This is a genomic window from Cysteiniphilum sp. GTC20157 (genome assembly GCF_055396795.1).
In genome coordinates, this window is record NZ_AP044698.1 from 679,160 (window position 1) to 700,156 (window position 20,997).

The 20,997-nt window shown below is 39.8% G+C and carries 18 protein-coding genes; 6 read left to right on the plus strand and 12 right to left on the minus strand.

Annotated features, from left to right (window positions below):
- Window positions 1-97: 97 nt before the first annotated feature.
- On the minus strand, window positions 98-1,774 hold the full coding sequence (gene ettA / locus ACZ5V8_RS03135) for an energy-dependent translational throttle protein EttA (protein ID WP_464218305.1): 1,677 nt from the start codon (window positions 1,772-1,774) through the stop codon (window positions 98-100).
- 502 nt (window positions 1,775-2,276) lie between these two features.
- Here ettA and ACZ5V8_RS03140 point away from each other — a divergent pair.
- Entirely contained in the window at window positions 2,277-2,912 is a 636-nt protein-coding gene (locus ACZ5V8_RS03140; protein ID WP_464218306.1) for a phosphotransferase-like protein, read from the plus strand.
- A gap of 231 nt (window positions 2,913-3,143) precedes the next feature.
- Window positions 3,144-3,527, plus strand: a complete 384-nt coding sequence (locus tag ACZ5V8_RS03145) for a hypothetical protein (RefSeq protein WP_464218307.1) — start codon at window positions 3,144-3,146, stop codon at window positions 3,525-3,527.
- 65 nt (window positions 3,528-3,592) lie between these two features.
- Here ACZ5V8_RS03145 and ACZ5V8_RS03150 read toward each other — a convergent pair whose 3' ends face one another.
- The 7 genes from ACZ5V8_RS03150 to ACZ5V8_RS03180 all read right to left on the minus strand — a co-directional run bounded on the left by ACZ5V8_RS03150 (window position 3,593) and on the right by ACZ5V8_RS03180 (window position 12,503).
- Window positions 3,593-3,841: a hypothetical protein gene (locus ACZ5V8_RS03150; protein ID WP_464218308.1), complete on the minus strand. Its 249-nt coding sequence runs from the start codon at window positions 3,839-3,841 to the stop codon at window positions 3,593-3,595.
- A gap of 103 nt (window positions 3,842-3,944) precedes the next feature.
- On the minus strand, window positions 3,945-4,760 hold the full coding sequence (locus ACZ5V8_RS03155) for a LuxR C-terminal-related transcriptional regulator (protein ID WP_464218309.1): 816 nt from the start codon (window positions 4,758-4,760) through the stop codon (window positions 3,945-3,947).
- A complete protein-coding gene (locus ACZ5V8_RS03160) occupies window positions 4,750-6,021 on the minus strand; it encodes an MFS transporter (protein ID WP_464218310.1) in 1,272 nt (423 codons plus the stop codon). Before ACZ5V8_RS03160 ends, ACZ5V8_RS03155 begins: the two co-directional genes overlap by 11 nt.
- Before the next feature lie 515 nt (window positions 6,022-6,536).
- Entirely contained in the window at window positions 6,537-7,706 is a 1,170-nt protein-coding gene (locus ACZ5V8_RS03165; RefSeq protein WP_464218311.1) for a M20 metallopeptidase family protein, read from the minus strand.
- Window positions 7,699-8,913 (minus strand): cation:proton antiporter, encoded by a 1,215-nt coding sequence (locus ACZ5V8_RS03170; protein ID WP_464218312.1) that lies wholly within the window; start codon window positions 8,911-8,913, stop codon window positions 7,699-7,701. Before ACZ5V8_RS03170 ends, ACZ5V8_RS03165 begins: the two co-directional genes overlap by 8 nt.
- 156 nt (window positions 8,914-9,069) lie before the next feature.
- A complete protein-coding gene (lolA, locus tag ACZ5V8_RS03175) occupies window positions 9,070-9,825 on the minus strand; it encodes an outer membrane lipoprotein periplasmic chaperone LolA (protein ID WP_464218313.1) in 756 nt (251 codons plus the stop codon).
- Between the two features lie 5 nt (window positions 9,826-9,830).
- Complete coding sequence (locus tag ACZ5V8_RS03180) at window positions 9,831-12,503, minus strand: DNA translocase FtsK 4TM domain-containing protein (RefSeq protein ID WP_464218314.1); 2,673 nt, start codon at window positions 12,501-12,503, stop codon at window positions 9,831-9,833.
- Window positions 12,504-12,596: 93 nt separating this feature from the next.
- On the opposite strand from ACZ5V8_RS03180, the gene ACZ5V8_RS03185 reads away from it, so the two are divergent.
- From ACZ5V8_RS03185 to ACZ5V8_RS03195, 3 genes are all read left to right on the plus strand, one after another.
- On the plus strand, window positions 12,597-13,790 hold the full coding sequence (locus ACZ5V8_RS03185) for a glycine C-acetyltransferase (RefSeq protein ID WP_464218315.1): 1,194 nt from the start codon (window positions 12,597-12,599) through the stop codon (window positions 13,788-13,790).
- Window positions 13,791-13,829: 39 nt separating this feature from the next.
- Window positions 13,830-14,879 (plus strand): L-threonine 3-dehydrogenase, encoded by a 1,050-nt coding sequence (gene tdh, locus ACZ5V8_RS03190; protein WP_464218708.1) that lies wholly within the window; start codon window positions 13,830-13,832, stop codon window positions 14,877-14,879.
- A 92-nt stretch (window positions 14,880-14,971) separates the two neighbouring features.
- On the plus strand, window positions 14,972-16,384 hold the full coding sequence (locus ACZ5V8_RS03195) for a peptide MFS transporter (protein WP_464218316.1): 1,413 nt from the start codon (window positions 14,972-14,974) through the stop codon (window positions 16,382-16,384).
- 122 nt (window positions 16,385-16,506) lie between these two features.
- Here the strand turns inward: ACZ5V8_RS03195 and ACZ5V8_RS03200 are convergent, their stop codons facing one another.
- Entirely contained in the window at window positions 16,507-17,394 is an 888-nt protein-coding gene (locus ACZ5V8_RS03200; RefSeq protein ID WP_464218317.1) for a DMT family transporter, read from the minus strand.
- 172 nt (window positions 17,395-17,566) lie between these two features.
- Window positions 17,567-18,358, minus strand: coding sequence for an SDR family NAD(P)-dependent oxidoreductase (locus ACZ5V8_RS03205; protein ID WP_464218318.1), 792 nt, complete (start codon window positions 18,356-18,358; stop codon window positions 17,567-17,569).
- 131 nt (window positions 18,359-18,489) lie between these two features.
- Between ACZ5V8_RS03205 and ACZ5V8_RS03210 the strand changes: the two genes are divergently transcribed.
- Complete coding sequence (locus ACZ5V8_RS03210; RefSeq protein ID WP_464218319.1) at window positions 18,490-20,313, plus strand: RNB domain-containing ribonuclease; 1,824 nt, start codon at window positions 18,490-18,492, stop codon at window positions 20,311-20,313.
- Here ACZ5V8_RS03210 and ACZ5V8_RS03215 read toward each other — a convergent pair.
- Complete coding sequence (locus tag ACZ5V8_RS03215; RefSeq protein ID WP_464218320.1) at window positions 20,310-20,621, minus strand: helix-turn-helix domain-containing protein; 312 nt, start codon at window positions 20,619-20,621, stop codon at window positions 20,310-20,312. The two genes, ACZ5V8_RS03210 and ACZ5V8_RS03215, sit on opposite strands and share 4 nt — an antisense overlap.
- Before the next feature lies 1 nt (window position 20,622).
- The gene (locus ACZ5V8_RS03220; protein ID WP_464218321.1) at window positions 20,623-20,940 is read right to left on the minus strand and encodes a type II toxin-antitoxin system RelE/ParE family toxin; all 318 of its coding nucleotides are present in this window, start codon (window positions 20,938-20,940) and stop codon (window positions 20,623-20,625) included.
- Window positions 20,941-20,997: the final 57 nt, after the last annotated feature.

Below are 20,997 nucleotides of genomic sequence, written 5' to 3' on the forward strand. Positions count from 1 at the left end.
TTTAATTATTCCCCTCACCCGCGCAGCATAAGCTGCGCGACCTCTCCCTCAAGGGGAGAGGTAAGAAACAATGTAACTTATTTCTGAATCATTAAAGTTACGCTGTGATTTTCTTATATTTAATACGATGTGGGTCGACAGAGTCATCGCCTAGGCGTTTTTTCTTATCATCGATATAGGCTTCATAGTTACCCTCAAACCATACGACATTACTTTCACCTTCAAAAGCTAAGATATGTGTTGCTACACGATCTAAGAACCAGCGATCATGCGAGATGATCATCACGGAACCTGGGAAGGCAAGAATGGCTTCTTCAAGTGCGCGCAATGTTTCAACATCAAGGTCATTCGTTGGTTCATCAAGCAATATGACATTACCACCTTTGCGTAATAATTTTGCTAAATGCACGCGATTGCGCTCACCACCGGAAAGCTGATGGATGAATTTCTGTTGATCAGAACCTTTAAAGTTAAAGCGCCCAACGTATTGACGTGATGGAATCGTGTACTTGCCAACAGCGATGACATCTAAACCATCAGAGATCTCTTCCCATACAGTCTTGTTATCATCTAAAGTATCACGTGATTGGTTGACGTAAGCAAGCTCAACCGTTTCACCGAACTCAACATTGCCCGCATCAGGCGTTTCAATGCCTGATACCATTTTAAAGAATGTCGATTTACCTGCGCCATTGGGGCCAATAATGCCAACGATAGAGCCAGCAGGAACCTCAAAACCAAGCTGATCAATCAATAAACGATCACCAAAGCCTTTGCTGATACCATCAATATTAATGACTTTATTCCCTAAACGAGGACCTGGTGGGATGTATAGATCTTGTGTGGCATTACGCTCTTGGAATTCTTGTGAGCTTAGCTCATCAAAGCGCGATAAACGTGCTTTTGATTTGGCTTGACGACCTTTGGCGTTTTGACGCACCCACTCAAGTTCTTGTTGTAATGCTTTTCTATGTGCGGTTTGCTTTTTCTCTTCTTGAGCTAGACGCGCTTCTTTTTGCTCAAGCCAGCTTGAGTAATTACCTTTAAAAGGAATGCCTTCACCGCGATCAAGCTCAAGAATCCATTCAGCCACATTATCCAAGAAATAGCGATCATGGGTGATGGCTACAACAGTGCCTTTATACTCTTGTAGGAAACGCTCAAGCCACGCAACACTTTCAGCGTCTAAATGGTTTGTCGGTTCATCTAGAAGTAAAATATCAGGAGAAGATAGCAGTAATTTACACAATGCAACACGGCGTACTTCACCACCTGAAAGCTTAGATACATCAGCATCCCAAGCAGGTAAACGAAGCGCATCAGCAGCAATCTCAAGCTTGCGATCAATCTCCCACGCACCTGCTGCATCAATCTTGTTTTGTAGCTCACCTTGTTCAGCAAGCAGCTTGTTCATCTCATCATCGGACATCGGCTCGCAAAACTTCATGCTGATTTCATCAAAGCGTGTAACCAGTGCTTTAAGATCGGCTAATGCTTCCTCAACATTGCCTTTAACGTCTTTTGTTGGGTCAAGTTGTGGCTCTTGTGGTAGATAACCAATCTTAACACCCTTGCGAGGGGCTGCTTCACCGACGATCTCAGTATCAAGACCTGCCATAATACGCAAAAGTGTTGATTTCCCTGAGCCATTAAGACCCAAGACACCAATCTTGGCACCATCAAAAAAAGATAGCGAAATATCCTTTAGAATATAGCGATTGGGCGGAACGACTTTGCCGACGCGATGCATCGAATAAATATATTGTTCAGACATTTAAGAATCCTTAGTTTGTTTTGTAAGATGGATATAAGTACGTATGCAAATATTATCAGGTATTTTTTGGATTCTCGGATCAAGTCCGAGAATGACCACAAATCGTCATATTCGGGCTCGACCCGAATATCCATTATTACCAAAAAACTATTGTTTAGGTACTTAGGCATAAACGCAGGCGATTGTAGCAAAAAATAGAGAATCTTGGTATAGCACTTGCAAAATGATTTATACCGCCCGCAAACCATTTTACAGAATTTCTATCATTGAATTTCTCGTACTTCTGAATGATTGGGTTTTGCCAATAGTCCCAGCTATTACCTGCAAACCAATCATTCAGGAGCATCAAAAACTTCTTCGACATTAAACACCGCAAAATGATTCACGAGCGGTATACAAGCGGTATAGATAATAAATTTCTGAAATAACCTTGGGTTACTAGCTATAAACATGTTTCAATTTGTATAATCGACAATTAACAACAGAGTGAAAAGGATTCAAGATGGCGCGATTAATATTGCTTGTAGGTGCTTGTAGTGCGGGAAAAAGCTCTACAGCAAAAGCATTACAGAACTTAATGAATGAGCCCAATGTTCATCTAGGGATTGATACGTTTCATTTGGCAATTCCCAGTGCAAAACTAGAGTTGTCAAAGCCGGATAAAAATTACTTGTATCCCAAGCAATATCAGGAAAATGGGCAGGCGATGACAGAGATTGTGCACGGTGAGATCATTCAGCGCATAAATCTGGCGCGTTATGAATCAGTCTGTTGCTTTTTAGATCATGGTATAAGTGTTGTTGCAGATGAAATTTTTTGGCGCTTTGATGATTTTAAAGTATTTTTGGATAAGCTTAAAAACCATGAAGTGGTGATGGTTGGCTTACATGTTGCTGATGAAGTTGGCGAGAAACGTGCACAAAAACGCATGGAGCAATCCCAAAATTACCAAGATGATTTTCGCCCAATCGGCATGAGTCGTGCCTCAAATCATATGACGCATAAATATACGCGTTATGACATAGATATCAGTACCGATAATAAAACACCGGATGAGTGTGCGCAATCGATTTATCATGAGCTACAAGCCATGACACACTTTGCGGCATTTAAGTCACTTTGTCAGCAGTATTTATAACCATGAAATTATTTGAGGTGTTGACACTAAAGTGATATGACGTGCTTATTAAAAGATCATAACCATTTCAAAATGCACATTGCCTTGGCAGTGTTAAGCCGATCATTGCAAAAAATCCCAGATATTAACATAAACCAGCTAGCCAAAGATCAGCTTTTTAGGCTACACTTTGGAGGGAATTAAATTACAAAGATATTCCACTAATCAACATTTAAAAGGAGTTTACAGTTTATGAATAAAGTAATTAGACCAAAACGTGTGTATGCCGCTATTTGGATGCTCTATGGTGTGAGCATCTTGGGGCTTTTGGATTTACTGACGTCATCAACTTTGGTGATGGTACCAATGGAGCATGTCTGGCTTGATGTGGTTGCCTATATTGTACTGATTGCAGTTGCCTTTGTGATTAGCCTAGGGGTGAAAGCCGCGAAATGGATTTATATTATCCTTGCGGTCATTTGGTATGCTTTTTTAATCTTTTACTTGCCAGAGCACGCCAGTCACCCGCTTAATTTCTGGTTGGTGTTTATTGAAATCATTCTAATCATTGCCGCATTTTATATTTTGTATCAGCCTAAAGCTGTGCGTTGGTTTAATAAAACGCAGAAAATATAGCCAATATTAAGGTTTATAATGAATCAAAAACCTAGGCGATAACCGACTTGACACTTATCGAGTTTTCATTCTTCCATTGCTTCCAGACGTAAATACCCTTTGCCAATCACCAATATTGATTCGCCAAAAAGAAGTTTTTGTTCGGCGTAATGCGCTTGATCACCATAGTGTTGAGTGCAGATTTCGTTTATTTCTGTTAAATTGACACAACGCGAATTTGAGTCCTCAAATAAAATATAACAACGGTTTTCCCTGTCTATTTGATAGCAACTTTGATTATTGTTACCTAAAGTACGGCTTGATGAATTAAACATGTCTCATCCTCCAATAGTTTGTATTTGACCATGAAGATGATAAATCTTTTTCAAGATGAAATTAATCTCTGAAAAGGGTGAAAATAAGCTTTGTAGTGAATAATTAATGTCTAATATAAGGAAAAAAAAACTGTTCTAAGCCTCCGTAACCCTGTTCAACAACGTATTTATGTAGCGATCTTTTATCATGACATCCTGTTTTTTCTCGAATGTTCCTCAGGTAGGTAGATACGGTGTTTTGAGAACGATTTAACATTTTGGCTATTTGACTGTCGGTGCAACCATTTGCATAAAGAAGCATAATCTCAAATTCGCGATCCTTTAGCTCATTGCTTGCGTCTTCCTGTAGCAATTCGCTCGCATAGTCTCGTTTTGGTTGTTGTGTAGTGGGTGGTAAGTAGTTTGGTATCTGGATTCTATTTTCGGGTAAGTCTGCTTCACGAATTAAATGCGCTGCTTTTTTATTGAAATAGCTGATAAATTTTAATAATTTTGCACGATGTAAATCATAAAATCGATATGCTTTGTCTGCGTTTTTTTTGTTTGAATGGAAAGAATACATGTGAAAGCAGTTTTGCGATTTATCTTCCACGACAAACTCTATTCTGGCATCAATGTCAAAATTTTCACGTGCATCTTCAGCAATTTCAGAAATATGTTCGTTTTTATTTCTGCGCCAATAATTAATACCTCCAGTAAATCTATGCACAGAATTTTCAGGTTTAAGATGATTGTTTAGATAATGCATAGCCCACTCGCGAGGAGTTCCTAAGTCACTAAATTCCCCATGAGTATAATGTTTACAATAAGTTAAGAAATGTATACCGCTGTCTTCATAAAGGGGTTGAGCAATTTCAATCACCTCTGGCATCACTTTAAAAACGTGCATTGATTCAAAATCTTTTTGTTTATGTTCCATGTTTGTACTCCTGACTATTTTTCATGTAGGCTAACGTAATCACTGAGATCAATGCACATATAACAATGTAAAGTGCAGGCGCCATTTTGACATCAGTAAAGTCCGTTAGAAACGTGTTAATACTTGGTGTAAATGAGCCAAAAATTACAGCAATGCTGTGACCAATTCCGACGGAAGTCACACGGCTGTTTTCTGGTGCTTGTCTGACAATAATAGCAACAAAAGTGCTAACCGAGATTGCCGTAAAAATGGCAAATATAACGTAAGCTATGATCACGATCATAGTGTTGCTGCTAAACAGCGACTGATACAAGGGGATGGCGACTATTATTAATACAATGTAACTGTACTTTAGCAGTTTACTACGGTTAATTTTGTCGGAAAAAAAACCGACAGTTGGTAGCAAGGCGACAAATAAAATCACTATTAGCATATGGATGATAGATATTTGTATGTTTGATAAATTGTTATTTGCTCCGATTACGGCGTGTATGTAAAAAACAAAATTAAAAAATAGACATGACGGGGCAAACATGTACAAAAATATTTTGCCAATACTTGCAATATTTTGTGTATTCTCTCGTAGAATGTCTGTTAGTGAAAAAATACTTTGTTGACTTGGGATCGTTTCACTTAAATTCCTTCTAATCCAGCCAACAATAAATACAAATACTACTGATAAGCCGAACATTAGACGCCATCCCCATTGATGCAGTTGAGATTCAGTTAGCATCGCTTTAAGTGCAATTAAAATGATAATTCCAGCCAAATATCCAATAATAGCAATTCCATCTGCAAAACTACCATAAAATCCCTTTTTATCGTCAGGTGCTAATTCATAAAGAGTTACAATGACCGTTGGAAATTCACCACCAAATGCAATTCCTTGTAATATTCTTAATATGATAACAAGAATGCAAATTAAACTACCAGCATAAGCATAACTTGGCATTATTGCCATGCCAACAGCACATATAGCCATAAGGCTAATAGTTCCAAGTAAAACAGACTTTCTCCCATATCTATCGGCAACGATTCCCCAGAAAATTGCTCCAAAAGGCCGAGCAATGTAAGCCATAGAAAATACTAAGAATGTAGCAAGTAAAGAGTGTTTAAAATTCTCTGGGAAAAAAATTTTAGCAAAAACAGGCGCCAAAAGACCATAAAGGCAAAAGTCATAAGTCTCAAGGATGTTGCCGCATAAAACCGGTAGAACCTTTCTAAATTGATCATTCATAACATTCACACCATAGGTTGCCATAAATACCGATAAATCCTATTGTTACTACTAAGTTTCGCTTTACAAGACACCAACAAAATAGCATCAACATGTATTTGTTTAATCGGGTATTTAAACTGAACAACAATGCCTAAACTATAGCATATTAGGCAAGAGATAACTTGCGCATAAATGTATCAAATTGTTTTAGTATGTATACAGTGCAAATCGTTGTTAGACCAATGGCACTACCTTTAGCAGGACCACTAACCATCCATGGCAGCTTCGCACTGGATCCTCACGCCATTTTGCCTTACGGATGACAAGTCATAGGATGTCATTGCGAGCATGGATGCGTGGCAATCCATTTTGTCAGGGATGGTAGATCTAAGTTCGTTGCAAAGCCTATATTTACAGGCTACTTCTTAAGGTAGTGCCATTAGTTGTTAGGCTTTAAGGCTGCTTAGCTAATCTAAGCTATTGATTTTTGGAGAATTTTCGAGGCTTTGGGGAATTAGGTAGCTGTATAGCTGTGCTTATCGTTGTGCGCAAGTTAACTAACGATAGTCTAAGCACAGTGTTAAATAGTATTTGACACCATAAACCATGGCATTAACCGATAGATCAAAGGTTGGTTCATGCACCATTGAGGTAAAGCCTGAAGCTTCATTGCGGACGCCTAAAAAGGCATAGCATGCTGGAATTTCTTTGGCAAAATAGGAGAAGTCTTCTGATGCCATCCATGGAATGTGAGATAATAAGGTATTTTCCTTGCCCACAACTTGTTGCGCGGCAGAAATGGATTTCTGTGCACATTCTGCGTCATTTTGCGTTTCAGGATACCCCGGTAGGTAATCGATTTTAACAGAACCGGCATAAGTATTGGCAATGCCATTAGCAATTTCATATAAGCGCTTTTTAACGAGCTCTCGTACGGATTGACTTAGATAGCGAATACAGCCCTTGAGTTTAGCGTTATCAGCAATCACATTATAAGCGCTACCAATATTAAGTGCAGTAATCGAAACAACCGCGGGATCAAAGCTCGATAGATTTCTTGAGGCAATCGTTTGCACGGCATTGACAAATTGCGTTGCCATAATCATCGGATCATTGGTTGTGCATGGTGTGCTGGCATGCCCGCCTTTGCCGATAAAGGTAATATCAAATAGATCAACACCTGCTAAGGCGACTGGTTGGCAAATTTGCATTTGTCCTTCATTAATTGATGGTAATACATGAATACCATAAATAGCACTAATACCCGCTAATGCGCCATCTTTGATCATCGCCGGTGCGCCACCTGGTAACACTTCTTCAGAAGGCTGAAATAAAAAGCGGATGTTAACATTCAGCTGATCTTTAATTTGAATCAACGTGTGCGCAGTAGTTAATACCATTGCACAATGGGCATCATGCCCGCACATATGTGCTTTGCCATCAATGGTTGACCTGTAATCACACGTGTTTTGCTCGTGTATCGGTAACGCATCCATATCAGCGCGCAGTGCAATCATCGGATAATCAGGGTTAACAATCAAATCAGCAATAAGTCCTGTTTTGCCAATGTTGCGCTTAATTGTTAATCCAAGCGTCTGTAGTTTGCCCGCGATAAAATTGGCAGTATTCTCAACATCAAAGCCAAGCTCAGGATGGCGGTGAATATGCTCACGCACTTCGCGTAAATAGTTTTGATCAATCGTTAAGTCATCAATGATACTAGGCATCGTGAGTCTCCTTTTTTGACAAATGTTTGAGTGTGTTTGCCGTAACTAATGAGGCTGTTAAGCAGCTGATTAAAATCAGTAAAATGGTACTGTTTAAAATAGCGTTACTTAGAATGCCATTTTTATAACCAACGAGGATGATGGCTAAGGTTGCGGCAGCGTGAGCGCTACTTAAGCCAAAGATTAAACGCCCATCAAGTGGCGATAGTTTAAGTGCATATTGGGTGAATTTTGCGGCAAGCCATTTACTGACAAGAGCGACGATAATCAAAGTAATCGCAATCGTTAAGATATGATGCATATCAACAAGTACCTCTAGGTTAACAATCATGCCAACGCTAATCAGGAAAACTGGAATAAACAAGGTATCACCAATAAAATGGATTTCTGCTTTGAGTTTTTTCTTTTTGGCAACAAAACGATTTAAGGATAGACCTGCAAAAAACGCACCGATAATCGCATCAACACCAATGATTTCAGCAAGTAATGCCAACAGAAAAACAACGAATAATACAAAGGTGTAATGCAAGCTTTTTTTGCGTGCAAAAAGATAGAAAAAGCCTTTGGCAATATAAGGAATAACAATGAAAGCAATCAGGCTAAAAAGGATAAAACCAATCACAAGTGTGATAAGCATCACAATGCTACTACCTTCTTGATGAAGCCCCGTAACTAAAGCTAGAATAAGTAGCACCACCGTATCGGTAATAATCGTCCCGCCCACGGCAATGGCAACTGCTTGGCGTCTGGCGTATCCTTTTTTACTGACCATTGGATAAGCAATCAAGGTATGGGTTGAGAACATAATCGCCACTAGAATTGCTGCACTGGTTTGAAGATCAAATCCAAAGTAAAACACGGGAAAGCCTATGGCAAAAGGGATAATAAACGTCAATACGCCAAAGAGCAGGCTTTTACGTTGGTGTAGTTTAAACTCTTTCATCTCAAGCTCAAGCCCTGCAAGAAACATAATATAAAGCAGTCCAGTTGTTGCAAAAATGGTTACCGCAAGGTTTTGATCTAAGATATTTAAGGCATGAGGACCTACGATAATGCCTGTGATAATCAGTCCGATAATGCTCGGTATTTTGCTGTAATGACAGATCACCTTAGCCGTAAGAATGAGTGCCAAAACAACGGTAAAAATACTCACAGGATTATCTAGCGGTAGGGTAAATAGGTGTTTAAGCGTCTCAAACGTATGCATGAATAATCCTTATAAATTATGTTTTGAAGATTTCAACCATATGCAGTTTATTTATTTGTAAAGGTTTGACAGGGTCTTTGCTTATGCTTAAAGGGCGTATGCAATACGCCCCTACATGGCTTGTTATTATGGATAAAGATATTGTCAAACTCATTTTTAACCTAACACATCCACCCCTTTAGGTGGTGTGAAGTCATAGGTTTTAGCAGGGATCTTTGCAGTGGAGATATCATAAAACTCAATATGCGTGGACTGCCCAACTTCTGTTTGGATAAGCATTGATTTTGGTGTGTTGCCCGCGAACGTAATATCGATATATTTAATCAAAGACTGATCATTCACTTTAGGTGTTAAGCGATAAGTATGCTCGCCATTTTGGGTTATGCTAAAGAGTTTTTGCAATACTTTACTGTCACCGGTCAATAACAGTAAATAGGGCGCTTGAGAGATGTTTTTAGGCACCTCACTAATGGTCACTTGCTCTAGATCTTCGTCATAGTTCCAAAGTTTCTGGCCATTAGATAACAGCATTTGCTTTTGTGGCGACTCAACCTGCCATTTAAAAAAGCTAGGTTTACTCACCCATAATTCACCCATGCTCGTTTCTTTAATGCCTTGCTGTGGATTAATTAAACTTTGATGAAATTTGGCATGCATGTTTTTAAGGTTGGTTAATAACGTAAACAATGTACTATCAGCGTCATTATTTTTGATACTTTCGATATTTTCAGTATTCTTAGTGTTTTTAGTATTTTTAGTGCTCTCAAGGGGGGCAGTTTTAGTTGCTATTGGTGTGGTGCTTTTATCCTGTGCAAACGCAGGCTTTAGTAGTGCGCCAGAGAGTAGTCCAATGGTGGTGAAACCTAAAAGACTATATTTAATCAACGGCTGTATTTTTTGTATATTGTTCATTGTTGTCACCTTTTTACCAGTACTTCGCGCATACCATTGCTTTGCATTTCACTCACAAGGCCAGCTGCTTCCATTTCCTCAATTAAACGTGCTGAGCGGTTATAGCCAATGCGCAGACGACGTTGAATATTTGAAATCGATGCGCGTTGTGTTTCAAGGACAATTTTAACGGCTTCATCATAGAGTGGATCGGTGCTATCTGTTGCACCCTCGCCATCACTGCCTTCTTCATCTTCGCTTGCAGTGATGCTATCGATATACTCAGGTTCACCCATTTCTTTCCATGCAGCAACCACCCGATGCACTTCATCATCATCAACAAAAGCACCGTGCACACGAGCAGGCACGCCGGAACCAGGTGGCAGATAAAGCATATCACCATGACCTAAGAGCTGTTCAGCACCTTGTTGGTCTAAAATGGTGCGTGAGTCAATCTTTGATGACACTTGAAACGCAATACGTGTTGGAATGTTGGCTTTAATCAATCCTGTGACGACATCAACTGATGGACGCTGTGTTGCAAGGATTAAGTGGATGCCTGCAGCACGTGCTTTTTGCGCTAAGCGCGCAATGAGCTCTTCGACTTTTTTACCAACGACCATCATCATATCGGCAAACTCATCGGCAATGACAACGATGTAAGGCAGCTTCTCTAGCAAAGGCGCATCTTCATCGTGTCCTGGACGTAGTTTAAGCCATAGGGGGTCTTTCATTGGCTCGCCTGATTTTTCAGCTTCAAGGATTTTCTCATTTAATCCAGCAATGTTTCGCACACCCGCGGCTGCCATAAGCTCATAACGTCGATCCATTTCTTTAACACACCAACGTAAGGCGTTAGCCGCCTCGTTCATATCAGTAACAACCGGTGTTAATAAGTGTGGTATACCTTCATAGATTGATAATTCAAGCATCTTTGGATCAATCATAATAAGGCGTAAATCATCTGGTGCTGATTTATAAAGCATACTGATAATCATAGCATTTACACCAACTGATTTACCTGAACCCGTCGTTCCTGCAACCAGTAGATGTGGCATTTTTGCAAGATTAGCTGTTTCAGGTGTGCCTGCAATGTCAACACCAAGCCCCATGGTCAAAGGTGAGCTTGATTCGATAAACTTTTTGTGTGCCAATACTTCTTTTAAACGTACCATTTCACGTTTTTGATTCGGTAGCTCAAGGCCTACATAGGGTTTGCCAGGAATCACTTCAACAACACGCACACGTGCCGCTGACAGAGAACGCGCCAAATCCTGAGCTAAACCACTTAATTTACTGACTTTAACGCCAGGGGCAAGCTCGACTTCAAAGCGAGTAATAACGGGACCTGGGTAACTGCCAACAACCTTAACTTGTACGCCAAAATCAGCCAGTTTTTCCTCAACCAATAACGCCATTTTTTGTAAGAACTCTTTAGAGATGAGCTCTTTTTTTGCTTCTGGGTCATCAAGTAGATCTAATGATGGTAGACCGGTAATTTTATCGGTTTTATTTTTAGGTTTTTTAGGTTTTGATGACTTACTTATAGGGGCAGGTAAAGGGATGTCATCGATCTCAGTTAACACCTCATCATCAAGCGCTTTTGTCAGTGATTTTGGTGTAAATTCATCATCAAAAGGCTCAAAGGAGATATCGTGATCATCTATGCGTTGATTGATGCCTGGATCATTGTAGTTTAAGTGCTCAAGTGTGTCATGCTCAGCAATAAAATTATCTTGCTGTTGTTGATGTGCTTGCTCTTTTTTAGCATTTTTTGCTCGTAATTTTTGCTCTTTTAACTGTGCCTTTTCATCCTTTCTTTGCTCTTTGAGCGCTTCTTTTTGTGCTTTGCGTTCAGCGCGTTGTAGTGCCTTTTGCTCTTTTTCTTCGTCAGAGCTTGTGAAAAAGTCTTTTATCGTCATTACAATAAAACGAATAAGTGCGGCAAGTGAGCGAATCCAAAAACCACCTGAGAACAAAGTTAACCCTAATGCAAAAGCAACGATAAGCACCAAAATGCTACCAGCAGTACTAAGGTATAAAATGGCATATTTAGCGACTTCTTGTCCTAGAATGCCGCCAGCGCCTTCAGGCATGTAGACACTAAAAACAGACAATGCAATTTGTGCAAGTCCACTGCCTGCAAAGATGAGTAAAATAGCACCGGCAAAGCGCATAAGCATCAGCAGAATACTACTTTCAGCAAATGTTTTACGCTCCAGGAAAAGCTGCCAGATGCCATAGACCAATAAAAAGGGGATCAAAAAACCAAAGACGCCACAAATGCTTAAGATAATGTTGGCAGTATAAGCACCGACAATACCTGCGTAGTTATAGACTTTATCTTGTGATTGGGCAATCGTCCAGCCTGGGTCATTACTGTTATATGAAAAAAGCGATAACAATAAAAACAAGGCAATTGCACCCATCAATACAAGCCAAGTAATCCGTAAGCGATCAACCAACAGTGGATGAAGCACCCTTTTAACGGTTGCTTGATTGGCAGATTGTTTTGCTGTTTTAGTTGTTTTGTCGGCTCTAGTTCTCCTAGAACCCGCTTTTTGTGATGTGTTTTTCTTACTTTTACGCAGCAGCGCCACTCTTGATTCCTCATATTCATTGAGATTAAACATTCTTATCATACCAAGGGCAAAACCAAGCAGGCAACTCGTTTTGCCAGAATGTTCATAGATTAACATTGTTCGCTCTTATCTGCTTGTCGCTTATGTCTTTTCTCAGGTAGAATGGCGCAAGTTCATTTGCTATTAAAAACTAACATAAGGAAACTTAAGATGAATAACGCATTTTATGACCATTTACGCCAAGGGATTAATGAAATCAAAGAAGCAGGCACTTACAAAGGTGAGCGTATTATCAACTCACCGCAATCTTCAGATATTACCCTTAAAAATGGTGCACATGTTATTAATTTCTGTGCGAATAATTATCTGGGACTTGCCGATAATAAGGATTTAGTGGAAACGGCTAAAAAAGCATTAGATCAATATGGCTATGGTGCGGCATCTGTACGCTTTATTTGTGGTACACAAACGCCGCATAGAGAGCTTGAAGATCTGATCAGTCAGTATCTGAAAATGGAAGAAACTATTGTGTTCCCATCATGCTTTGATGCCAATGGGGGAGTGTTTGAATCTATCTTGACTGCTGAGGATGCAGTGATTAGTGATGCATTAAATCACGCCAGTATTATCGATGGTGTGCGTTTATGTAAAGCGATGCGTTTTCGCTATAAAAACAATGATATGAGTGATCTTGAAGCACAATTGCAAGCAGCCGATGACAAAGGTGCACGCTTCAAACTAATCGTTACAGACGGTGTCTTCTCAATGGATGGTATTATTGCCAACTTACAAGGCGTGTGTGATTTAGCGGATAAGTACAATGCCATCGTGATGGTTGATGATTCGCATGCAACCGGCTTTATTGGTGAAAAAGGGCGTGGTACGCCAAGTTTTTGCGGTGTTGAAGGGCGTGTTGATATCATCACTAGCACTTTGGGTAAAGCGCTCGGTGGTGCCTCAGGTGGTTTTGTATCAGCGCGTGCGCCAATTGCTGAGATGTTAAAACAAAAAGCACGTCCTTATTTATTTTCAAATGCCTTAGCACCGATGATTGCAGCAACATCAATGGCAGCGATTAAATTGGCGATGAGCTCAGATGAAAGACGTGATGTGTTGCAACGCAATCAAAAACACTTCAGACAAAAAATGACTGCAGCAGGTTTTGACCTAATCCCTGGTGAGCATCCGATTATTCCGGTGATGTTATATGAAGAGAAAAAAGCCGCTGAAATGGCAGAGAAATTGCTACAAAAAGGCATTTATGTTATTGCGTTTTCGTACCCAGTGGTACCAAAAGGCTTAGCACGTATCCGTACACAGATGTCAGCAGCACATACGCTTGAGCAAATTGATAGAACAGTTCAAGCGTTTACTGAAGTCGGTAAAGAAATGGGAATTATCTAAATGCTAGAAGTGCAAGAAATGCAAAAGGTGCAAAAAACGATGAAAGCATTATCCAAGCTCAAAGCTGAGCCCGGTATTTGGATGACTGAGTTACCTATTCCTGATGTTGGGCATAATGATGTTTTGATCAAGGTCAAAAAAACAGCAATTTGTGGTACTGACTTGCATATTTATCTATGGGATGAATGGTCGCAAAAAACAATTCCGGTACCGATGGCGGTTGGACATGAATTTGTTGGTGAGATCGTGGCTTTAGGTTGTGAGGTGAAAGGATTTAAAATTGGTGATCGCGTTTCAGGTGAAGGGCATATTACCTGTGGATTTTGTCGCAATTGCCGTGCAGGCAAGCGTCATCTATGTCGCAATACTGTCGGTGTTGGTGTTAATCGCCAAGGTGCATTTGCTGAGTATTTAGCGATTCCTGCGGAGAATACTTTTAAAGTACCTGATTATGTCAGCGATGATATTGCCAGTATGTTTGATCCTTTTGGTAATGCCGTGCATACCGCGCTGTCCTTTGATCTTACTGGTGAAGATGTGCTGATTACTGGTGCCGGTCCGATTGGTATTATGGCAGTAGCGATTGCGCGTCATGTCGGTGCTAAACATATTGTGATTACTGATATTAATGATTACCGCTTAGAACTTGCAAGACAAATGGGGGCGAGTGTTGCCTTAAATGTCAAAGACTATAAAACAGCAACTGAGCAAGCTAATGCATTAAAAGAGACAATGAATGATCTTGGCATGACAGAGGGCTTTGATGTTGGCCTTGAGATGTCAGGTCATCAAGCCGCGATTAATGCGATGATTCAAACGATGAATAACGGCGGCAATATTGCGCTTTTAGGTATTGGTGGAGCTGAAGTCACCGTGCCATGGAATGAAATTGTTTTTAAAGGCTTGCACTTAAAAGGGATATATGGTCGTGAGATCTATGAAACTTGGTACAAGATGGCAAGCATGGTTGGCTCAGGCTTAAATGTAAACCCTGTGATTACCCACCAGTTTCACGTTGATGATTTCTTAGAAGGGTTTGAACTGATGAAATCAGGGCAGTGTGGTAAAGTTATTTTGAACTGGGCATAATGCTAACAATTTATCTCTTATATTTCTTGCCTTTTGCTTACTTTTATTATCGAATGTTCATCAATTTCTAGCGAAAACGATTAGAGGAACATATGAAAGTATTAAAAGGACAAGGTAGTGTCCTAACTATTGCCAGTTTGACTGAATTTGGTGAGCGCTATAGCTACTATGTGATTCAGTCATTACTCATCTTCTTTTTGATTCACAAATTTAATTTACCTGAGGCAAAGGGTGCTTCTCTTGTGGGGACGGTGCTTAGCATGGTATATATCTCAGCATTGGTTGGTGGGTATATCGCCGATAAACTCATCAGCTATTACCGTGCAGCAACGCTTGGTGTGGCGTTTATGATTGTTGGTAGCTTAGTGTTAGCCGTTGCAAGTTCTGAGAACTTACTTTTTCTGGGTCTTTCATTTATTTCAATTAGCACGGGATTGATTAAATCAAATATAAGCTCATTTATTGGACGCTTTTATGATAAGACCGATGCGACAGAAGGGCAGCGTGATTTTGGCTTTAATATCTTTTATGTTGGGATTAATTTAGGGGGCTTTGCGGCATTATTTGTCGCTTCTTACTTAAGTGAAACCTATGGCTTTGCCGCGCCCTTTTACTCAAGCCTAATCGTATCCATATTGGTATTGATTAATTTGATCATCGGTTTTTTTATTTTGGCAAAGCATATTAAAGAAGTGAGAATTAATTTAGCCATTGTTGCTAAAACCATTGTAATCTTGGCAGTGTATTTTGTGGTGGTCTTTCTGGTGTTGAAGAATCCAATCATTGCCAATGTTGCCATTACAGTTGCAGGATTGGGATGTTTTATTGTTATGCTTGTCTCAGCGCAAAAAAAATACTGGCGCAATGTCATCGTTGCTTTTATCTTTTTTGCCTTGTCCATTTTATATTGGGCATTGTTTTTTCAGATCTTTATTTCAGTGTTGTTGTTTATCTCAAAAGGTGTCAGCAATGACTTTTTTGGCTGGCGTATTTTGGATTCACAGTTTTTGAGCTTTGAGTCAGCAGGCGTGTTGATCTTTGGCTTCTTTATGGGGAAACTGTGGTTGTCATTAGAGCGCAAAGGCAAAGCGGTGCAGGATATTGATAAATTTAATATTGGTTTTATCTTACTAGCTGTTGTTTTCTTAGTTATTTGGGTTGGCATTGAGTTAACGCCTAAAGGTCAAGGCGTGCCAGCAATATACATGATCATCGCCTTTTTAATTATGGCAATCAGTGAGTTATCATTATCAGCGATTGGTTTGTCACTCATCACGAAGTTGGCACCGCCTAATTATGTCTCTTTATACATGGGAATCTGGTTGGTAACACTTGGTATTGGCGGCAAACTTGCCGGTGTTATTGCGCAGTGGGCGCCTGTGACTGGTGATATCCATCGTATAAAAGCAGGAATGTCAGCAGGTTTAGAGTTGTTTATCGTCTTAACTGTTGTTGGTGCTGTGTTGTGTTTATTGTTAAGACGATTTGTAATTGCTAAGAGATGAATCAAGAGTAAGTTGCGCTTTAATTTCCCCCTCATCCGTGCAGCTTAAGCTGCGCAAGCGATCCCACAAGGGGAGAGGTGCTAGCTTGAGCAACTTATTTATACATCGTTGCTAAGCGATAATTAGCTTTTTCTTGCCCCAAAAACAATAGAAAGTAATATTAGCAAGGTGCCGATACCCTGCACCAGTGTGATATGTTCACCTAAGAAAATAAAGGATAATGCCAGTGTTGAGATCGGCATTGCCGCAGTGACAAGACCTGCGGTACTGGCACTGACTTGATCACAACCCAAAAACCAGAAAAGATAAAAAAGTGCCGAGGCAATGGATACTAAGAATAATACAAAATAAGCATTGATGCTCAAGCTAAGTAACTCATGCCAGTTGGCGAAAAATAATAGCGGAATCATTGCAACTGCATTGATTAAGTTCATCAAAAATGCAGATTTAACCGCAGGTAATTGAGTGTTTTTAAATTTGCTAATGACATAATAAAGTGCCTCAGGAATCATTGCTAAGAAAATGATCACATCTCCAATAATTGATAAGGCTGAAAAGTCGTGATTTGACAGACTTGAGCCATTAATCGCAATTAACCCTATGGTAGCAAAGAGGATGCATAATGCTTTAAAGCGCGTAATGCGTTGGCGAAAAATAATAAAAGATAGAATAATAATCATCGCTGGCAATGTGCTGGTGATAAGTCCTGCCATACTGGCACTGGTGAATTGAATACCTGAGAGCATTAAGAGATTAAATAACATGCCTGCACATAAGGCTTGTGCAATCAGCACCAACCAGTCTTTTTTGCTAAGCGATGCAATACTATTACTTTGTGCATTGTTGGTTTTTTTGATAAAGGGAATACACGCCAAAAGGACAATACTGCCAACAATAAATCGTATTTCAAGCAAGGCAATAATCGATAAATTTGACACTAAAAACTTAGAGCCCGTGATGTTGATTCCTGTCACCATTTGCGCAATGATTAATGATAAAATACTCCACATAAATTCTCTCCCAATAATCATTGTAAGTGGTATTGTACATTTTAATGGTTTGAGTTGGTTCTATTACAAGCCCTTTGCCTCCTCATTTTAAAATGGGGAAACCAGTTGATAATTGGCAAAGTGCTTTAGAAAATAAGTATAAACCTCAAAAAGAGTGTAATGCTAGTGGTTATTATGATCTGGTGACATTTAATGGTGCCCAACTTTGACAGGTTGGCATCACCTCTAGTGTGTTGATATTGATATGTTGAGACAATGATGTCGTGAAATAAACAATCTCAGCAATATCATGCGCAAGCAATGGTTCAGTCTGATCATAAACTTGATTGGCCTTTTGCGTATCGCCTTTGAAGCGCACCACGGAAAACTCAGTTTGCGCAAGTCCCGGTTCAATATCAGTGACACGAATATTTTTGCCCTGAAGATCAGAGCGTAACGCACGCGAGAACTGCTGAACAAAAGCTTTGCTTGCGCAATAAACATGCCCGCCTGGGTACGGCCAATTGGCAGCGATTGAACCGATATTAACGATATGCCCATGATTGTTAGCAAGCATCAATGGCAATATGCGTTTGGTGACATATAACAGACCATTGATATTGGTGTTAATCATGGTTTCAAAATCAAGCTCATCAGCATCTGGAAAAGAGGATAAGCCGAGTGCTAACCCTGCATTATTGATTAAAATGCCAATATTTTTTATATGCTCAGGTAGTGTGCCAATGACTTGATCGATGGCATTTTTATCCGTGACATTCAGCTCAGCAATATGAATGGGGTATTCTTGGTTGAGGGTTTTAGCCAATGCTTGCAAATGACCAAAGCGGCGCGCGGTTAAAATGACTGGATAACCATTGGCATTGTATTTACGTGCCATTTCAGCACCGAAGCCTGAGCTCGCACCAGTGATGAAAACGACAGGTTTAATATTGTGAATAGATGATTTAGTAGATTTGTCATGCATGATATGTTGATCTTTGTTTGTCGATGAGTAGAGACAAAGTGTACGAAAAAAAAGTGCAACAATCATCCCTGAAGATCAGCTTTTTTGATACCATAGCAAGCATGAATCATTAGCTTTGTTTAGTCGTATTAATGCAGCTTGATAGTTTAGTAATTTTTAAAAGTCGCCCAGCGCGTGTCATTGGGTTTGTTGATAAGAAAGTTGAAATTCAATTAGAAGATGAAAAAACCATTAAATTGCCTGAGAAAAATTTGCTGTTATTGCACGATGGTGGCTTTAAGAAATTTGAGGTATTAAATACTGATTTAGGTGAAGGTGAGCTCATTGATGCTTGGAGTTTGTTGCAAGGCACTAAAACCAACTATGGTGAGTTAAGTGAGCTTATATATGGTGAGTATAATTGCTCTACAGTTTATGGTACTTGGCAGATTGTGCAAAAAGGACTTCATTTCTTCGCACATGAAGATGAAATTGGTGTTAATACGCCTGAGGCGGTAGATGGCATTATCAAACAAGCACAAGAAAAAGCACAAAAAGCACAAGCATTAGAAAACTTCATCATGCGCTTAAAGCAAAAAACATATGCCAAAGAAGATGAACCTTTTGTTAAAGAGCTTGCCTCATATGCTTTGGGGCAGTCTGCCGGATGTCGCTTTTTTAAATTGATTGACAAGGAAGAGACACCCGTTAATGCCCATGCATTGCTGCTTGATATCGGCTATTGGGATGAGTTTGTTAATCCTTATCCCATGCGTTTAGGTGCCGCTTTACAAGCGCCTGTTTTTGATTTGCCTGAAATGCAATCTCAGTCACGTGTTGATTTAACCCATTTAGCAAGTTATGCCATCGATGATGAAGACAGTCATGATCCAGATGATGCGATAAGTTTTGATGAAGCAACGCAAAAACTATGGGTGCATGTTGCTGATCCGGCAAGTTTAGTGGGTGTTGATGGTGAGATTGACAAAGAAGCACGCGCTCGAGGGAGCAATCTTTACTTACCTGAAGGCGTTATTCCGATGCTGCCGCATCAGATTACCGAGGACTTGGCACTTGGTCTTCACCCGACATCTCCGGCTTTATCCATTGGCTTTAAATTGATTGATGGTGAGATTAAAGATATCGAGATTGTATTATCAACTATCAAAGTAACAAGATTAAGCTACCAAGAAGCCGAGCATAAATTAACTGAGGCGCCATTTAGTGATTTTGTGCGTTTTTCTAATGAATTTAGTAGCTATCGTCAAGACCATGGCGCAGTTGAGCTGCAGTTTCCAGAGGTGAAGCTTAAATTGCGTGATAAGAAAGTCGAGATCATTCCTTTGGCAACATTACAAAGTCGCAATATCGTGCGCGATGCGATGTTAATGGCAGGTGTGGCAGTTGCCACCTTTGCTGATCAACATGAGATCCCGTTGCCGTTCTCAACGCAGCCTGAGCACGATTTAACCAAAGAAGAGCAAACACCTCAATTGACGTCACAAATGTTTGCCGTTAGAAGGCGCTTACAAAAAGGACAATACAAAAGTAGTGCTGATAGACATGCTGGCATGGGACTTAATGCCTATGTACAAGCAACTAGCCCATTAAGGCGCTATTTGGATATGGTGGTACACCAGCAATTAAGACGGTTTTTGAAGTCTGAAACTCTGTTTAGTGGTGAAGAGATTCTCATGCGCATTGGTGAAAGTGAATCAGGCATTAAAGCCGCGCGTCAAGCAGAAAGCTTAAGTAACAATCACTGGAAATGTGTCTATTTGATGCAAAACCCTAACTGGCAAGGTGAGGCGGTGGTGATCGAGAAACAGCAAGGCAATCGCGTCACGGTGTTTATTCCTGGTTTATCATTGATCAAGAAGCTAACATTGGCAGAGTCTGCAGAATTAGATGCAACGATTACAGTGACGCTAAGCGATGTCAAGCTTGCATCACAGGATATTTATTTTCGGGTTTAAAATATTTTTAGGGTAAGTTCTTTTTTGCCAATAATGCGACAAATCCTATAAATGGTTTCCAAGCTATAGGATGCTTTTGCCTTTAAAATTCGATTGGCTTGAGATTTACTCGTTCCTAGTTTTTCTGCTAAGCCTTCAAGGGTCAAACCTTGTGAATTTTTGTATTCCATAACATCACTGGCAAGCTCTTGACGAGCAATAATAGCTTGGCTTTCAATGGTTGCATCCACTTCAATTGCTACAATTTCTTCTTTTGAAAATAGTTCTTTTTTTAGGGTTTCTGAATCGATAAAATCATATTTACTCATTTTAGCCTCCAATTAAATCTTTAAGAATGCGTTTTGCCTTCTCGATATCTTTTGTCTGTGTTTTCTTGTTACCAGCCCATATGCAACGGTAAGTTTTGCCATCGAAATAAAAGTAGTAGATTCTAGTACCCGTTGGGGTTCTCAACTCTTTTAAATGTTTACTGCCTTGAATATCTTTTTTATAAGGTAAGCTTAGCTCATGTCTAAACATTCGTAGCAGGTCTATTACTTTGTAGGCTTTTATCAGCTCACTTTTGCTAAGTGCTTTAAGGTATTTAATTACCTCAACTTCAAGTTCAACCTTGTATTTATAATTCATTGACTATTTACCAAAAATAAACCAAAAGAATTGTGATTTATAATAGTCCCAAAATTG

Coding starts and splice junctions, on each gene's coding strand:
- ettA (WP_464218305.1), bottom strand. CDS start 1,774: ATGTCTGAACAATATATTTATTCGATGCATCGCGTCGGCAAAGTCGTT.
- ACZ5V8_RS03200 (WP_464218317.1), bottom strand. CDS start 17,394: ATGTGGAGTATTTTATCATTAATCATTGCGCAAATGGTGACAGGAATC.
- ACZ5V8_RS03155 (WP_464218309.1), bottom strand. CDS start 4,760: ATGGAACATAAACAAAAAGATTTTGAATCAATGCACGTTTTTAAAGTG.
- ACZ5V8_RS03215 (WP_464218320.1), bottom strand. CDS start 20,621: ATGAGTAAATATGATTTTATCGATTCAGAAACCCTAAAAAAAGAACTA.
- ACZ5V8_RS03170 (WP_464218312.1), bottom strand. CDS start 8,913: ATGCATACGTTTGAGACGCTTAAACACCTATTTACCCTACCGCTAGAT.
- ACZ5V8_RS03210 (WP_464218319.1), top strand. CDS start 18,490: ATGCAGCTTGATAGTTTAGTAATTTTTAAAAGTCGCCCAGCGCGTGTC.
- ACZ5V8_RS03205 (WP_464218318.1), bottom strand. CDS start 18,358: ATGCATGACAAATCTACTAAATCATCTATTCACAATATTAAACCTGTC.
- ACZ5V8_RS03180 (WP_464218314.1), bottom strand. CDS start 12,503: ATGTTAATCTATGAACATTCTGGCAAAACGAGTTGCCTGCTTGGTTTT.
- ACZ5V8_RS03145 (WP_464218307.1), top strand. CDS start 3,144: ATGAATAAAGTAATTAGACCAAAACGTGTGTATGCCGCTATTTGGATG.
- ACZ5V8_RS03220 (WP_464218321.1), bottom strand. CDS start 20,940: ATGAATTATAAATACAAGGTTGAACTTGAAGTTGAGGTAATTAAATAC.
- ACZ5V8_RS03165 (WP_464218311.1), bottom strand. CDS start 7,706: ATGCCTAGTATCATTGATGACTTAACGATTGATCAAAACTATTTACGC.
- ACZ5V8_RS03195 (WP_464218316.1), top strand. CDS start 14,972: ATGAAAGTATTAAAAGGACAAGGTAGTGTCCTAACTATTGCCAGTTTG.
- ACZ5V8_RS03140 (WP_464218306.1), top strand. CDS start 2,277: ATGGCGCGATTAATATTGCTTGTAGGTGCTTGTAGTGCGGGAAAAAGC.
- tdh (WP_464218708.1), top strand. CDS start 13,830: ATGAAAGCATTATCCAAGCTCAAAGCTGAGCCCGGTATTTGGATGACT.
- lolA (WP_464218313.1), bottom strand. CDS start 9,825: ATGAACAATATACAAAAAATACAGCCGTTGATTAAATATAGTCTTTTA.
- ACZ5V8_RS03160 (WP_464218310.1), bottom strand. CDS start 6,021: ATGGCAACCTATGGTGTGAATGTTATGAATGATCAATTTAGAAAGGTT.
- ACZ5V8_RS03150 (WP_464218308.1), bottom strand. CDS start 3,841: ATGTTTAATTCATCAAGCCGTACTTTAGGTAACAATAATCAAAGTTGC.
- ACZ5V8_RS03185 (WP_464218315.1), top strand. CDS start 12,597: ATGAATAACGCATTTTATGACCATTTACGCCAAGGGATTAATGAAATC.